Genomic DNA, 14,599 nt, shown 5'->3' on the forward strand with positions numbered 1-14,599 from the left:
ACACATGGGGAGGCAGACGCGTGGAGTCCCTGATGGACACCGTCGCCGTGCTGATGAAGGAACCGGAACGGCTGGCCTTGAGCCGGCTGGATCTGGCCGAGCCGGGCGAGGCCGACGTCGTGGTCGATGTCGCCTGGAGCGGGATCAGCACAGGCACCGAGCGTCTGCTCTGGTCGGGGCGGATGCCGCCCTTCCCCGGCATGGGCTACCCCCTCGTCCCCGGATACGAATCGGTCGGTCGCATCGCCGCGGCCGGATCGGCCTCAGGACGATCCGTCGGCGAGACGGTCTTCGTGCCCGGATCGACCGGGTTCCGCAACGCGCGCGGCCTGTTCGGCGGCGCGGCGTCGCGGCTGGTGGCAGCGGGCGCGCGCGTGGTGCCGATCGATGCCACGCTCGGCGATCTCGGCGTGCTGATCGCACTCGCCGCCACCGCGCATCATGCCTTCCCGATCGATGGGCCGCAGCCCGGGCTGATCGTCGGCCATGGCGTGCTGGGCCGGCTGATGGCGCGCATCGCGGTCGCCGCCGGCGCGGCGCCGGTCGTGTGGGAAACGAATCCCGCGCGGCGCGGCAGCGCGCACGGCTACGCGGTGTGCGATCCCGCCGAGGACCCCCGCAAGGACTACCGGATCATCGCCGATGTCTCGGGCGACGCCGCGATCCTCGACGCTCTGGTCGCGCGGCTCGCGCCCGGCGGCGAGATCGTGCTCGCCGGCTTCTACAGCGACCGCCTCTCCTTCGCCTTCCCGCCGGCCTTCATGCGCGAGGCGCGGTTGCGCATCGCCGCGGAGTGGAAGCCCGCCGACCTCGTCTCCGTCAGCGCGCTGATCGCCGCGCATCGCCTCTCGCTCGACGGTCTCATCACGCATCGCGCGCCCGCACGCGATGCCGAGGCCGCCTACCGCACCGCATTCACCGACCCGGCCTGTCTGAAGATGGTGCTGGATTGGAGGGAGGTCCAATGACCGTCATCCCCGCCGGCAAGCCCGTGCCGTCGCCGCAGCAGAGCCAGGCCAGCGCGTTGCGCGCCGAGGCCGCGATCGATCCGCCTCCGCCCGCGACCGGCACGCCGACGAAACAGACCCAGATCATCGCGATCTACGGCAAGGGCGGGATCGGCAAGTCGTTCACGCTGGCGAACCTCAGCTACATGATGGCGCAACAGGGCAAGCGCGTGCTGCTGATCGGCTGCGATCCCAAGTCCGACACCACCAGCCTGCTGTTCGGCGGCAAGTCCTGCCCGACCATCATCGAGACCTCCTCGAAGAAGAAGGCCGCCGGCGAGGAGGTGAAGATCGGCGACGTGTGCTTCAAGCGCGACGGCGTGTTCGCGATGGAGCTCGGCGGCCCCGAGGTCGGGCGCGGCTGCGGCGGACGCGGCATCATCCACGGCTTCGAACTGCTCGAGAAGCTCGGCTTCCATCGCTGGGACTTCGACTACGTGCTGCTCGACTTCCTGGGCGATGTGGTGTGCGGCGGCTTCGGCCTGCCGATCGCGCGCGACATGTGCCAGAAGGTGATCATCGTCGGCTCGAACGACCTGCAGTCGCTCTACGTCGCCAACAATGTCTGCTCGGCGGTGGAGTACTTCCGCAAGCTCGGCGGCAATGTCGGCGTGGCGGGGATCGTCATCAACAAGGATGACGGCACGGGCGAGGCGGCGGCCTTCGCCGAGCATGCCGGCATCCCCGTGCTCGCCGCGATCCCGGCCGACGAGGACATCCGCCGCAAGAGCGCCAACTACGAGATCATCGGCAAACCCGGCGGCCGCTGGGGGCCGCTGTTCGAGGCGCTCGGCGTGCAGGTGGCGGAAGCCCCGCCGGTGCGCCCGAAGCCGCTCACCCAGGAGGAGCTGCTCGGCCTGTTCAGCGGCGAGACGGTGGGACGCGATGTCGTGCTCGATCCGGCGACGATCGAGGACATGTGCGCCGCCGATCTGATCGAGAAGCCCTCCCTCGAAGTCGTGTACGAGGGCGTGTGATGGACGGCGGCGCCGCCCCTCGTCCGCCTCCCGACACCGGCTGTCATGGCGGCCGCGAGACGATGCGCGAGGCTGCGCGCGCGGCCGGCAAGAGCACGACGATGGACCGGCTCGCCGCCGACTATCCGCGCGGGCCCCACGACCAGCCGCAGTCGATGTGCCCGGCCTTCGGCAGCTTGCGCGTGGGCCTGCGCATGCGCCGCGTGGCGACGATCCTCTCGGGCTCGGCCTGCTGCGTCTATGGCCTGACCTTCACCAGCCACTTCTATGGCGCGCGCCGCACCGTGGGCTATGTGCCGTTCAACAGCGAGACCCTCGTCACCGGCAAGCTGTTCGAGGACATCCGCGAGGCCGTGCACAAGGCGGCCGACCCGGAGCAGGTCGACGCGGTGGTCATCACCAATCTCTGCGTGCCCACGGCCTCGGGCGTGCCGCTCGATCTGTTGCCGAAGCAGATCAACGGCGTGCGCATCATCGGCATCGACGTGCCCGGGTTCGGCGTGCCGACCCATGCCGAGGCGAAGGATGTGCTCGCCGGCGCGATGCTGGCCTATGCGCGCCGCGAGGCCGAGGCCGGACCCGTGGCGCGGCCGCGCGACCAGGCCGATCTGCCGACCGTGTCGCTGATCGGCGAGCTGTTCCCGGCCGATCCGGTCGGGATCGGCGCGCTGCTCGCACCCATGGGGCTGGCGGTCGGCCCGACCACGCCGGCGCGCGAATGGCGTGATCTCTACGGCGCGCTCGACTGCGTCGCGGTGGCGGCCGTGCATCCGTTCTATGTGGCCGCGGTGCGCGAGTTCCGCGCCGCCGGCCGCCCCGTCGTCGGCTCCGGGCCGGTCGGCGTGGAAGGCACGTCAGTATGGCTGGATGCGGTCGGAACCGCGGCGGGCGTGGGTGCCGAGAAGATCGACGCGGCGAAGGCGCGCGCGCTGCCCGCGATCGCGAGCGCGCTCAAGGCCGCGCCGATCGACGCGACCGTCACGGTCTCGGGCTACGAGGGCTCGGAACTGCTGGTCGCGCGGCTGCTGATCGAGGCGGGGGCGCGCGTGCCCTATGTCGGCACGGCCTGCCCGCGCACGGAATGGTCGGCGGACGATCGCGCCTGGCTCGAGGCGCGCGGGGTACACGTGCAGTACCGCGCCTCGCTGGAACAGGACATCGCCGCGATGCTGGAGGTGCGGCCTGATCTCGCGCTCGGCACGACCCCGGTGGTGCAGAAGGCGAAGGAAGCGGCGATCCCGGCGCTCTACTTCACCAACATGGTCTCGGCCCGGCCGCTGTTCGGCCCGGCCGGTGCGGGATCGATCGCCGGCATCGTCGCCGCCCAGACGCGCGGAGCCGAACGGTTCCGCCGCATGGTGTCGTTCTTCGATGGCGTCGGCACGGCGACCGGGCCGGGCTATGGCTGGAAGGACATTCCCGCCGAGCCTGCCGGCTTCCGCGACCGGCAGAAGCGCCTGCGCGCCGCGCGCGCCAAGGCCGAAGAAGCGGTGGGGACGTAGGCCATGCTCGTCCTCGATCATGATCGCGCCGGCGGCTACTGGGGCTGCGTCTACGCCTTCACCGCGGTGCGGGGCCTGCGCGTGGTGATCGACGGCCCGGTCGGCTGCGAGAACCTGCCCGTCACCGCGGTGCTGCACTACACGGATGCGCTGCCGCCGCACGAGCTGCCGATCGCGGTCACGGGCCTCGACGAGGACGCGCTGTCGCAGAACGGCACGGAACAGCTCCTCAAGCGCGCCGACGAGACGGGCGATGTCGAGCTGCCCTCGGTCGTCGTCACCGGCTCGATCGCCGAGATGATCGGCGGCGGCGTGACACCCGAGGGATCGAGCCTCAAGCGGTTCATTCCGCGCACCATCGACGAGGATCAGTGGCAGGCCGCCGATCGCGCGATCTACTGGCTCTGGACCGAGTTCGGGCTGAAGAAGCCGAAGGTGCGCAAGGCGCGCGCCGAGGGTGCCAAGCCGCGCGTGAACATCATCGGGCCGATCTACGGCACCTTCAACATGCCGTCCGATCTCGCCGAGATCCGGCGCCTGGTCGAGGGGATCGGCTGCGAGGTGAACCAGGTGTTCCCGCTGGGTGCGCATCTCGACGAGATTCCGCGCCTCGCGGATGCCGACGTGAACATCTGCCTGTACCGCGAGTTCGGCCGCAAGCTCTGCGAGGCGCTCGACCGGCCGTATCTCCAGGCGCCGATCGGCCTGTTCGCGACCACCAACTTCCTGCGCACGCTGGGCGAACTGGTGGGCGTCGATCCCGAGCCCTTCATCGCGCGCGAGAAGCACACCACGATCAAGCCGATCTGGGATCTCTGGCGGAGCGTCACCCAGGACTTCTTCGCCTCCGCCTCCTTCGCCGTGGTGGCCTCCGAGACCTACACGCGCGGACTGAAGCGCTTCCTCGAGGACGAGATGGGCGTGCCCTGCGCCTTCGCCTTCGCGCGCAAGCCCGGGCACAAGCCCGACAACGCCGCCGTGCGCGAGGCGATGCGCAAGACGCCGCCGCTGGTCCTGTTCGGATCCTACAACGAGCGCATGTACGCCGCCGAACTGAAGTCGCGCGCGATGTACATCCCGGCCTCGTTCCCGGGCGCGATCATCCGCCGCGCCACCGGCACGCCGTTCATGGGCTACGCGGGGGCCACCTACATCATCCAGGAATACTGCAACGCGCTGTTCGACGCGCTGTTCCACATCCTGCCGCTGGGCACGGATCTCGACCGGATCGAGGCGACGCCGGCGCGCGCGAGCCAGCCCTGGGACGACGAGGCGCGCGAGCTGCTCGATGTGCATCTCGAATCCGAGCCGTTCCTGGTGCGCATCTCGGCGGCCAAGCGGCTGCGCGAGCGGATCGAGCGCGCGGCCCGCGAGGCGGGCGAGACCCGCGTGACGGTGGAGCGTGCCGCGCGCGTGCTCGCCGACCAGCTCCAGGGGGTGCCGGCATGACGCGGCATCCCGTCCCCTTCCCGGTGCGGAGGGCGAACGGTCGCCCAGCGCACCGGACCACCGATCGGCGACGGTGCGACCCACCGTTCCGATCCCCGCCGCGCGGGACTAGCGCGGTAACGGCCGCAAGGCCATCAGCCAAGAGGTACCGAAATGGCTGATCGAACCGACGGCTCGCTGTCGGGGCTGACGGAACACGAGGCGAAGGAATTCCACGGAGTCTTCACCTCGAGCTTCGTCATCTTCACGGTCGTCGCCGTCATCGCTCACATCCTCGTCTGGATGTGGCGTCCCTGGCTGCCACCCGTTGGCGGGTGGCGGCAGTCGATGATCGACGGTGCCGCCACCGTCGCGTCCTACCTGACCTAGGGAGGGTCCCGACATGTGGCGAATCTGGTTGATCTTCGATCCGCGCCGGGTGCTGGTCGCACTCGGTGTGTTCCTGCTGGTCCTGGCGTTGCTGATCCACTTCATCCTGCTCAGCACCGACAGGTTCAACTGGCTGGACGGGCCGCGTCGCACTGCGATGGTGACCTACGACACCTCGCAGGTGATGCCGACCTAGCGGCGACCGCCGGATGACGGGCGGGCGCGGCGTTGCCGTGCCGGGCCCGTCCGTCTCCGGCATCCCGCGCCCGGCCCGCCCGCTCTCGATCAGGCAAGGGGAAACCCACCATGGCGATGCTCAGCTTCGAGAAGAAGTACCGGGTGCGAGGGGGAACCCTCGTCGGCGGTGATCTCTTCGATTTCTGGGTCGGGCCGTTCTATGTCGGCTTCTTCGGCGTCACGACCATCTTCTTCACGGTGCTCGGCACGCTGCTGATCCTCTACGGCGCGGCGCTGCAGGGCACGTTCAATGTCTGGACGATCAACATCGCCCCGCCCGACCTGAAATACGGTCTCGCCTTCGCGCCGATCAAGGAAGGTGGGCTCTGGCAGCTCATCACCATCTGCGCGATCGGCGCCTTCGTCTCCTGGGCGCTGCGCCAGGCCGAGATCAGCCGCAAGCTCGGCATGGGCTACCACATCCCGATCGCCTATGGCGTGGCGGTGTTCGCCTACATCACGCTGGTGGTGATCCGCCCGCTGCTGATGGGCGCCTGGGGGCACGGCTTCCCCTACGGCATCTTCAGCCATCTCGATTGGGTCTCGAACGTCGGCTACCAGTACCTGCACTTCCACTACAATCCGGCGCACATGATCGCGATCTCGTTCTTCTTCGCGACCGTGCTCGCGCTCAGCCTGCATGGCGCGCTGGTGCTCTCCGCGCTGAACCCGCCCAAGGGCGAGCCGGTGAAGACGCCGGAGCACGAGAACACCTTCTTCCGCGACCTGATCGGCTACTCGATCGGCACGCTCGGTATCCATCGCCTCGGGCTGTTCCTCGCGCTGTCCGCGGGGTTCTGGAGTGCCGTCTGCATCGTCATCTCGGGTCCGTTCTGGACCCGCGGCTGGCCGGAATGGTGGGGCTGGTGGCTCAACCTTCCGATCTGGTCGTAAGGCACGGGAGCGACACCGATGGCCGAATACCAGAACATCTTCACCCGGGTGATCGTGCATGGCCCGACACCCTATCCGGGCGTGCCCCTGCCGAAGGGCGACTCGCCGCGCACGGGACCCGCGAGCTTCCAGCGCGTGCTCGGCAAGATCGGCGATGCGCAGCTCGGGCCGATCTATCTCGGCTGGCTGGGCACGCTGTCGATCGCGTTCTTCCTGGTCGCCTTCGTCACGATCGGGCTCAACATGTGGGCCTCCGTGCGCTGGGATCCGGTGCAGTTCGTCCGTCAGCTCTTCTGGCTCGGGCTCGAGCCGCCGCCGGCGCATTACGGGCTGCGGCTGCCGCCGATGCATGACGGGGGCTGGTGGCTGTTCGCGGGGTTCTTCCTCACGCTGTCGATCCTGCTCTGGTGGGCGCGCACCTATCGCCGCGCGCGTCAGCTCGGCATGGGCACGCATGTGGCCTGGGCCTTCGCCGCGGCGATCTGGCTCTACCTGGTGCTGGGCTTCATCCGCCCGCTGCTGATGGGAAGCTGGTCGGAGGCGGTGCCGTTCGGGATCTTCCCGCATCTCGATTGGACGGCGGCGTTCTCGATCCGCTACGGCAACCTCTTCTACAACCCGTTCCACGCACTCTCGATCGTCTTCCTCTACGGCTCGACGCTCCTGTTCGCGATGCACGGCGCGACCATCCTCGCCGTCTCCCGCTACGGCGGCGAGCGCGAGATCGAGCAGACGCTCGATCGCGGCACGGCGGCCGAGCGTGCCGCCCTGTTCTGGCGCTGGACCATGGGCTTCAACGCGACGATGGAGAGCATCCATCGCTGGGCCTGGTGGTTCGCGGTGCTGTGCCCGCTGACCGGCGGCATCGGCATCCTGCTCACCGGCACGGTGGTGGACAACTGGTACCTCTGGGCGGTGAAGCACGGCTTCGCGCCGATGTACGATCCGATCGTCCCCGGAATGGCCGACCCGGCCGCAGCCGCAGGAGCGATGCGATGAGCTTCACCCTGAAGATCGTGCTCGCCGTCCTCGGCGCGCTCGGCGTGATCGTGGTCGTCACGAGCTTCGAACGACCGCCGGTGAATGTGGTCCAGGTCGGTCAGCGCGGCACCGCGATGGAGCTGGTGACCAATCCGCGCACGGTGGCCGCGCAGCTTCCGCGCCACGCCGTGCCCGAGCCCACGCCGCCGCTCGACGCGGCCGGGCAGAAGGCCTCGGAGGTGTACGAGAACGTCCAGGTGCTGGGCGATCTCGACGCCAACGCCTTCAACCGGCTCATGATCGGCATCACCGCCTGGGTGTCGCCCGAGCAGGGCTGCAACTACTGCCACAACCCCGAGAACCTCGCCTCGGACGAGGTCTACACCAAGGTCGTCACGCGGCGGATGCTGCAGATGACCAAGACGATCAACGCCTCCTGGCAGGCCCATGTCGGGCAGACCGGCGTGACCTGCTACACCTGCCATCGCGGCAAGCCGATCCCCGAGGCGGTGTGGTCGACCGATCCCGATCCGCGACGGACGCGCGGCATCGTCGCCTCGGCGGCCGGGCAGAACATCGCCTCGCCGGCGGTGGGCCTCTCCTCGCTGCCGCACGATCCGTTCACGCCGTTCCTGTTGCGTGACGAGCCGATCCGCGTGACGGGCACGCGCCCGCTGCCGCACGGCAATCCGGCCACCATCATGGGCGCGGAGTGGACCTACGGGCTGATGTTCCACTTCAGCGCCGCGACCGGGCAGAACTGCACCTTCTGCCACAACACCCAGAACTTCGGGAAATGGGAGAGCTCGACGCCGCAGCGAGTGACGGCCTGGCACGGCATCCGCATGGTGCGCGAGCTGAACACCAGCTATGTCGAGCCCCTGCGTCCGCTCTGGGCGGCCAACCCGCACGGACCGCCCGAGCGGGGCGACGCCACCCAGTCGCGCCTCGGCCCGGGCGGCGATCCGTGGAAGGTGAACTGCAGCACCTGCCATCTCGGCGCCAGCAAGCCGCTGCTCGGCCGGCCGATGCTGGCGGACTACCCCGAACTGAACGCCGTGACCTTGGGTCCGCTGCGCTCGGCCTCGCGCTGAGTCCCCACTCCCACTGGACCCTCCGGGGCGGCCTTGCGCCGCCCCTTTCTTTCAGGCTCACGGCCTGAGCCGCAGCCAGAGATCAAGCAGATGCGCAGCCAGTGCGGCCGCGAGCCAGGCGCCGATCCAGACCGCGCCGGCGCCGATCAGCGCGGCGCGCAGGGCCAGGAGCAGCGCCGCGCCCGACAGCAGCGTCACGAGCAGGCCTGGCAGCGCGACGCCGCGGCCCGTGCGACGCAGCACGACCGCGAGCACTGCCGCCTCCAGCGCCACGAGCGCGAGGATCGCCTCCACCAGCCCGCCGCCGATCAGCCCCACCATGGCCTGCGCCATAGCTCGGTCGAGGGTCGGCCCGCGGTCACGGACGCGCGGGCGGTGGGTTGAAGCGCCGCTGCGGATCGCCTAATGGACGGTCGGACCGGGCGGCGTCGCCGCGCCGGCCGGGATCGTGCCGAAGGACCACGTCGCCGATGAACTCGATGGAACTGAACAAGATCGCCGCCTCGATCCTGACGGCGGGCATCCTGTTCATGGTGACCGGCATCATCGGCGACGCGCTGGTGCATCCGAAGCGCCTCCACCAGAGCGTGCTGAACATCGATACCGGCGCGGCGCCGGCGGCTGCCCCGGCCGCGCCGGCCGCGCCCACGATCGAGCCGATCGGGCCGCTGCTCGCCAACGCCAACCCTGAGAACGGTGCCGCGATCGCGCGGCGCGCCTGCGCCGCCTGCCACACCTTCGACCAGGGCGGGCGCAACGGCGTCGGGCCCAATCTCTGGGGCATCGTCGGCGCCGATCATGCGCATGCGGAGGGGTTCAACTACTCGCAGGTGATCGCCGGCATGCGCGGCACGCCCTGGAGCTACGAGGAACTGAACAAGTTCATCGCCAACCCGCGCGCCTACGCGCCGGGCACGCGCATGGCCTTCAACGGCCTGTCCAGCGCCCAGCAGCGCGCCGACCTGATCGCCTGGCTGCGCACGCTGGACGCCACGCCCAAGCCGCTGCCCTGAGCCCCGGCGCCTCACCGCGCCGCCGCGATCGCCTGCACCAACGCCTGCCACGCGCGCTCGCGCGCCGCTTCGGCCTCGCGCGCCGCAGCGAGTGCGGCTTCGACCGCCAGCAGATCGAGCTCCGCCTGCAGCGCCGCCTCGCGCAGCGCCGTCTCGCGCGCCTCGGCCGTCAGCGCGGCGCGCTCGAAGCCGGCGAGCGCCTCGGTGATGCGTCCGGCCGCGCGGCCTGAGCTGCGATGCAGGGTCGCCCGCCACCCGGGCGGCAGCTCGGCCACGCGCTCCGGCGGCAGCGCGGCGAGCTTCGCCTCGACATGTGCGCCGGGTGGCGGCAGCAGCGTCGCGGTCTCGGGATCCTCGGCGAGGCCCATCAGCCTGAGCAGCCGGTCGCGCTGGCGCGCCGGGCCGGGCAGCTCGTCGGCCATGGCGCGGCGGGCAAGGGTGGGCAGGGCGTCGGCGAGCGGCGGGTGCCGGGCGGCGAGCCGGGCGGCATCCTCGGCCTGCGCGGGAACCGCGGCGAGCCGCCACAGGATCAGCGCCGCCTCGCTCCAGAGCGCGGCCTCGGCGGCCGCTTCCGCGAGCGCGAGCGCCGGCGGCGCGCCGGGCAGATGCGCGGCGCGCAGCCGCGATGCCGCCTCCGGGGCCGCGTCATCGAGCGCGCGCAGCGCCGCGCGCCGGGCCGCGCCGAGCAGGTCGAGTTGCCGCTCGGGCGGGGCGATGTCCGCTTCTACCGCGCCGGCCGCCTGAGCGAAGATCGCGTCGCCCTGGGCGGTGGCGAGCAGGCCGAGCAGGCGCCGGCCGAAGGCGGTGTGGTCCTCCTCGGCCGGAATCTGCGCGGGGGCGCGCTCGTGCAGCGCGCGGGCGAGGCGTCTGCGCAGCGCCTCGCCGCGGGGGCCGAGACCGAGCAGGGTGAGTAGACCGGCGACCGTCAGCCCAGCCGGGGGCGGGCAGTGCTCATCGGCGGACTCCATGACGCATCATGGCATGCCGAGGCATGTCTGTTCCACGGGTGTGACGGAATCAGGTCCTGATCAGGCCCCGAGCGCCCGCCGCGTCGCGGCGATGATCCGGTCCTGGGTCACCTCGTCGAGGTAGGGGTGGAACGGCAGGCTGAACACCTCGGCGGAGAGCTTCTCGCTCACCGGCACGCCGTTGCCGGCCACCGGGTGCTGGGCATAGGCGGTCTGCCGGTTCAGCGGCTTGGGGTAGTAGATCGCGGTCGGGATGCCCTCGGCCTTCAGGGCCGCGAGCACACGCCCACGGTCGCGGCCGGGGATGCGCAGCGTGTACTGCGCCCAGACGGAGATGTTGCCCGGCGCGAGGCGCGGCACGATCGCGACATCCGACAGAGCGTCGTTGTAGCGCTCGGCGATGCGCTGGCGCGCGGCGCACTCGGCCGCGAACACCGCGAGCTTCCGCAGCAGCACCGCGGCCTGGATGGTGTCGAGCCGGCCGTTCATGCCGACGCGCACGTTCTCGTACTTGTCGTCGTTGTCCTGGCCGTGGACGCGGAGCGACAGAAGCAGGTCGAGCGTCTCGCGGTCATGGCAGAACACCGCGCCGCCGTCGCCGTAGCAGCCGAGCGGCTTGGCGGGGAAGAAGCTGGTCGCCGCCATGTCGCCGGTGGCCGCCACATGCGTGCCGTTCCAGGTCGCGCCGAAGGACTGCGCCGCATCGACCAGCACCTTCAGCCCGTGTCGGCGCGCGATCGGCAACAGCCGCGCGTAGTCGGCGGGCTGGCCGAACAGGTCGACCGGGATCACCACCCGGGGCACCAGCCCGAGCCGCTTCGCGGTCTCGACCCCGGCCTCCAGGCTGGCCGGGTCCATGTTGAACGTGTCCTCGAGCACATCGACGAACACCGGCGTCGCGCCGAACCACACCACCACCTCGGCGGTGGCGGCGAAGGTGAAGGCGGGCACCAGCACGGCGTCGCCCGGCCTGATGTCCCAGGCCATCAGGGCGAGGGCCAGCGCATCCGTCCCGTTGGCGCAGGAGAGCACGTAGGGGACCGAGGCGTAGCGGGCGAGGGCCGCTTCCAGCTCCGCCACCTCCGGGCCGAGGATGTAGCGGCCGGAGCGGACCACCTTCAGCACCGCCTCCTCCATCGCCGGGCCGATCGCGCGGCGCTGGGCGTCGAGGTCGATGAAGGCGATCGGCGTGGGCGGGGGGGCTTCCGGCATCAGGCGATCTCCGTGAGCGTCTCCGGCGCGGACTCGACGTAGCGCCGCCCGGTACGCGGGCAGGTATAGGTGCCGGACGGGGCGGAAACGAGGCGTTCCCCCGCATGCCCGACCCATCCGATCCGCGCGGCCGGGTTGCCAGCGACGAGGGCGAAGGGCGCGACGTCGCGCGTCACCACCGCCCCGGCGGCGACGAAGGCCCAAGCGCCGATCGTGACGCCGCAGAGCACCGTGGCGTTGGCGCCGATGGTGGCCCCTCGGCGCACCAGGGTCGGGGCGAACTCGGCGCGCCGGTCGATCGCTGCGCGCGGCGTGCGGACATTCGTGAACACGGCCGAGGGGCCGACGAACACCTCGTCCTCCAGTGTCACTCCCTCGTAGAGGCTGACAGTGTTCTGCACCTTGCAGCGGTCGCGGACGGTGGCGCGCGGGCCGATCACCACGTTCTGGCCGATCCGGCAGTCCGCGCCGATGCGGCTCCCCGCGAGCACCCGGCTGTAGTGCCAGATGCGTGTGCCCGCACCGACGGTCGCATCGGGCGCGATCTCGACGCTCGGGTGGATACCCTCGCGCGGTCGCAGGGAGGCTGAGGCGGCGGCGAGCACACGTAGAACCGCGAGGCCCTCCGCGCCGTCGGTGAGCGGCGTGGCGCCCGTCGCGATGCAGTCGAGGAAGTGTCGGAGTTCGACCTGAAGCGGTTCCGCGGGTACGACCGGCACGGGCTCGCCGGAGGCGGGCTCGGCCACCGGCACGCCGCCCTGCCAAGCGATCCGGTGCGGATAGAGCACGAGCTTGCGCTCCCAGGGCGCGCCGTCGTCCAGCACCGCCATGCCGCCGGCGCCGACCACCACCAGCCGCTGCTCCTTCACCGGGTTGAGCCAGGAGACGTGGATCTCGGCCCGCAGCCCGCCCGGGAATGCGAGCTGGGTCGTGGTGACGTCGGCGACCGCGGGGTTCAGCACGGCGACGCCCTGCGCGGTGACGCGCTCGGGAAACGTTCCGGCGAGGGCCAGGATCATCGAGATGTCGTGTGGCGCGAAGGACCAGAGGATGTCCTCCTCGCGGCGGATGCGGCCGAGATCGAGCCGCCGCGCATGGATGTAGGAGAGGGGGCCGAGCCGGCCGTCGCGCACGAGAGCGAGCAGCGCGGCGAAGGCCGGATGGTGGCGCATCAGGTGGCCGACCATGAGCACGCGCCGCGCGGCGGCCGCCTGCGCGACCAGCCGTTCCGCCTCGGTCACGTCGAGCGCGAGCGGCTTCTCGACGAAGACGTGCTTGCCGGCGGCGAGCGCGGCGGCGGCCAGCGTCGCGTGGGTCGCCGCCGGGGTGGCGATCGCCACCGCGTCGATCAGCGGGTCGGCCAGCACGGCCGCGGTGTCGCACACCGGCGCGCCGCGCGCGGCGGCGCTTGCCGCCTCGGCGTCGAGGTCGGAGACCGCGGCGAGCGCGCCGGCTGCGGCGAGGTTGCGCGCGATGTTGCGTCCCCAGGCGCCGCAGCCGATCAGGGCGACGCGCGGAGGCATCGCCTCAGGCGAGCACCAGGTTCGCGCCCGCGTGCCCGGCGCGGCGCAGCGCGTTGCGCGTGTCGATGATCAGCCGCGCATGCCGGCCGACACGCTTCCAGTCGATCGCATCGTGGTCGGTCACCACCAGCACGGCATCCGCGGCCTTCAGCGTCGCCGGCGTCAGCGCGACACCCGCGCGCCCGGCAAGGTGGCCGTAGGCGCGGGTCGGCGGGATCGCGGCGATGTGCGGGTCATGGAACGACACGCGCGCGCCGCGCTCCTCCAAGAGCTCGATGATCTTCAGGGCCGGGCTCTCGCGCATGTCGTCGACGTTCTTCTTGTAGGCGAGGCCGAGCAGCAGCACCGACGCATCCCTGAGCCCGCGCCCGGCGCGGTCGTTCAGCGCGTCGGCCAGGCGCTGCACGACATAGCGCGGCATGGCGGTGTTGATCTCGCCGGCGAGTTCGATGAAGCGCGTGGCGACCTCGTGCTCGCGCGCCTTCCAGGTGAGGTAGAACGGGTCGATCGGGATGCAGTGCCCGCCCAGGCCGGGGCCGGGCCAGAACGGCATGAAGCCGAAGGGCTTGGTGGCGGCGGCGGCGATCACCTCCCACACATCGATGCCCATCGGCGCGTAGATCTGCTTCAGCTCGTTGACGAGCGCGATGTTGACGGCGCGGAAGATGTTCTCGGTGAGCTTCACTGCCTCGGCGGTGGCGGCGGAACTGACCGGCACCGTGCCGACCACCACCGCGTCATAGAGCGCGCGGGTGAGCGCGAGTGCCGCTTCGCCGTCGGCGCCCACCACCTTCGGGATCGTCGAGGTGCCGTGGTCGATGTTGCCCGGGTCCTCGCGTTCGGGGCTGTAGCCCAGGAAGAAGTCGCGACCCGAGACGAGGCCGCCGCGCTCCAGGATCGGCTTCACCACCTCCTCGGTGGTGCCGGGATAGGTGCTCGACTCCAGCACCACGAGCTGGCCCGGGCGCAGCCGTGCCGCGATCGCCTCGGCCGTCGCGACCACATAGGTCATGTCGGGCTCGCGATGGCGCGTCAGTGGCGTCGGCACGCAGATCAGGATGGCGTCGGGCCCGCCGAGCCGGCCCATGTCGGCGGTGGCATCGAACCGGCCGGTGGCGTTCATCGCCGCGACGTCCGCTGCCGGGATGTGGCGGATGTAGGAGCGGCCGGCCTTCAGCGCCGCCACCTTGGCCGCGTCCGTGTCGAAGCCGAGCACGCGGAAGCCGCGCGCGAGGAACACCTTCACCAGCGGCAGGCCGACATAGCCGAGCCCGATCACGCCGACGGTGGCATCGCGGCGGGCGATCCGGTCGGCGAGGGCGTCAGCGTGGTCGGCGGGGCGGGGGCGCTTGGCCATGGGCGGGCGTTCTAGG

15 protein-coding genes are annotated in these 14,599 nt (G+C 71.1%); 10 read left to right on the plus strand and 5 right to left on the minus strand.

Features of this window, described 5'->3' with window-relative positions; translation table 11 throughout:
• The first annotated feature begins 32 nt into the window (after positions 1–32).
• The 9 genes from bchC (at position 33) to pufC (ending at position 8,510) form a co-directional block, all read left to right on the plus strand.
• A complete protein-coding gene (gene bchC / locus F563_RS0101930; RefSeq protein WP_019012954.1) occupies positions 33–968 on the plus strand; it encodes a chlorophyll synthesis pathway protein BchC in 936 nt (311 codons plus the stop codon).
• Complete coding sequence (locus F563_RS0101935) at positions 965–1,984, plus strand: chlorophyllide a reductase iron protein subunit X (RefSeq protein ID WP_019012955.1); 1,020 nt, start codon at positions 965–967, stop codon at positions 1,982–1,984. The genes bchC and F563_RS0101935 overlap by 4 nt, the downstream gene beginning before the upstream one ends.
• A gap of 62 nt (positions 1,985–2,046) precedes the next feature.
• Positions 2,047–3,486, plus strand: coding sequence for a chlorophyllide a reductase subunit Y (bchY, locus tag F563_RS0101940; RefSeq protein ID WP_245557086.1), 1,440 nt, complete (start codon positions 2,047–2,049; stop codon positions 3,484–3,486).
• A 3-nt stretch (positions 3,487–3,489) separates the two neighbouring features.
• Positions 3,490–4,935, plus strand: coding sequence for a chlorophyllide a reductase subunit Z (gene bchZ, locus F563_RS0101945; protein ID WP_019012957.1), 1,446 nt, complete (start codon positions 3,490–3,492; stop codon positions 4,933–4,935).
• 153 nt (positions 4,936–5,088) lie between these two features.
• Entirely contained in the window at positions 5,089–5,304 is a 216-nt protein-coding gene (gene pufB / locus F563_RS0101950) for a light-harvesting antenna LH1, beta subunit (RefSeq protein ID WP_019012958.1), read from the plus strand.
• Between the two features lie 13 nt (positions 5,305–5,317).
• Positions 5,318–5,500: a light-harvesting antenna LH1, alpha subunit gene (gene pufA, locus F563_RS0101955; RefSeq protein WP_019012959.1), complete on the plus strand. Its 183-nt coding sequence runs from the start codon at positions 5,318–5,320 to the stop codon at positions 5,498–5,500.
• Between the two features lie 110 nt (positions 5,501–5,610).
• On the plus strand, positions 5,611–6,435 hold the full coding sequence (gene pufL / locus F563_RS0101960; RefSeq protein WP_019012960.1) for a photosynthetic reaction center subunit L: 825 nt from the start codon (positions 5,611–5,613) through the stop codon (positions 6,433–6,435).
• An 18-nt stretch (positions 6,436–6,453) separates the two neighbouring features.
• The gene (pufM, locus tag F563_RS0101965; RefSeq protein WP_019012961.1) at positions 6,454–7,434 is read left to right on the plus strand and encodes a photosynthetic reaction center subunit M; all 981 of its coding nucleotides are present in this window, start codon (positions 6,454–6,456) and stop codon (positions 7,432–7,434) included.
• A complete protein-coding gene (pufC, locus tag F563_RS0101970; RefSeq protein ID WP_019012962.1) occupies positions 7,431–8,510 on the plus strand; it encodes a photosynthetic reaction center cytochrome PufC in 1,080 nt (359 codons plus the stop codon). The genes pufM and pufC overlap by 4 nt, the downstream gene beginning before the upstream one ends.
• Before the next feature lie 57 nt (positions 8,511–8,567).
• Here the strand turns inward: pufC and F563_RS0101975 are convergent, their stop codons facing one another.
• A complete protein-coding gene (locus F563_RS0101975; RefSeq protein WP_019012963.1) occupies positions 8,568–8,843 on the minus strand; it encodes a hypothetical protein in 276 nt (91 codons plus the stop codon).
• A 137-nt stretch (positions 8,844–8,980) separates the two neighbouring features.
• Here F563_RS0101975 and F563_RS0101980 point away from each other — a divergent pair, with 137 nt between their 5' ends.
• Positions 8,981–9,523 carry a c-type cytochrome gene (locus F563_RS0101980; protein ID WP_019012964.1) on the plus strand — a complete coding sequence of 181 codons (543 nt, stop codon included), beginning with the start codon at positions 8,981–8,983 and terminating at the stop codon, positions 9,521–9,523.
• 11 nt (positions 9,524–9,534) lie between these two features.
• Here the strand turns inward: F563_RS0101980 and F563_RS0101985 are convergent, their stop codons facing one another.
• From F563_RS0101985 to F563_RS0102000, 4 genes are read right to left on the minus strand one after another with little or no spacing between them, the layout of a single operon-like run.
• The gene (locus F563_RS0101985; RefSeq protein WP_026299252.1) at positions 9,535–10,491 is read right to left on the minus strand and encodes a hypothetical protein; all 957 of its coding nucleotides are present in this window, start codon (positions 10,489–10,491) and stop codon (positions 9,535–9,537) included.
• A gap of 60 nt (positions 10,492–10,551) precedes the next feature.
• Positions 10,552–11,703, minus strand: coding sequence for a DegT/DnrJ/EryC1/StrS family aminotransferase (locus F563_RS0101990; protein WP_019012965.1), 1,152 nt, complete (start codon positions 11,701–11,703; stop codon positions 10,552–10,554).
• The gene (locus F563_RS0101995) at positions 11,703–13,226 is read right to left on the minus strand and encodes a Gfo/Idh/MocA family oxidoreductase (RefSeq protein ID WP_019012966.1); all 1,524 of its coding nucleotides are present in this window, start codon (positions 13,224–13,226) and stop codon (positions 11,703–11,705) included. Before F563_RS0101995 ends, F563_RS0101990 begins: the two co-directional genes overlap by 1 nt.
• 4 nt (positions 13,227–13,230) lie before the next feature.
• Positions 13,231–14,583: a nucleotide sugar dehydrogenase gene (locus tag F563_RS0102000; protein WP_019012967.1), complete on the minus strand. Its 1,353-nt coding sequence runs from the start codon at positions 14,581–14,583 to the stop codon at positions 13,231–13,233.
• Positions 14,584–14,599: the final 16 nt, after the last annotated feature.

It is taken from the genome of Elioraea tepidiphila DSM 17972 (genome assembly GCF_000378465.1).
GTDB lineage: Bacteria > Pseudomonadota > Alphaproteobacteria > Acetobacterales > Acetobacteraceae > Elioraea > Elioraea tepidiphila.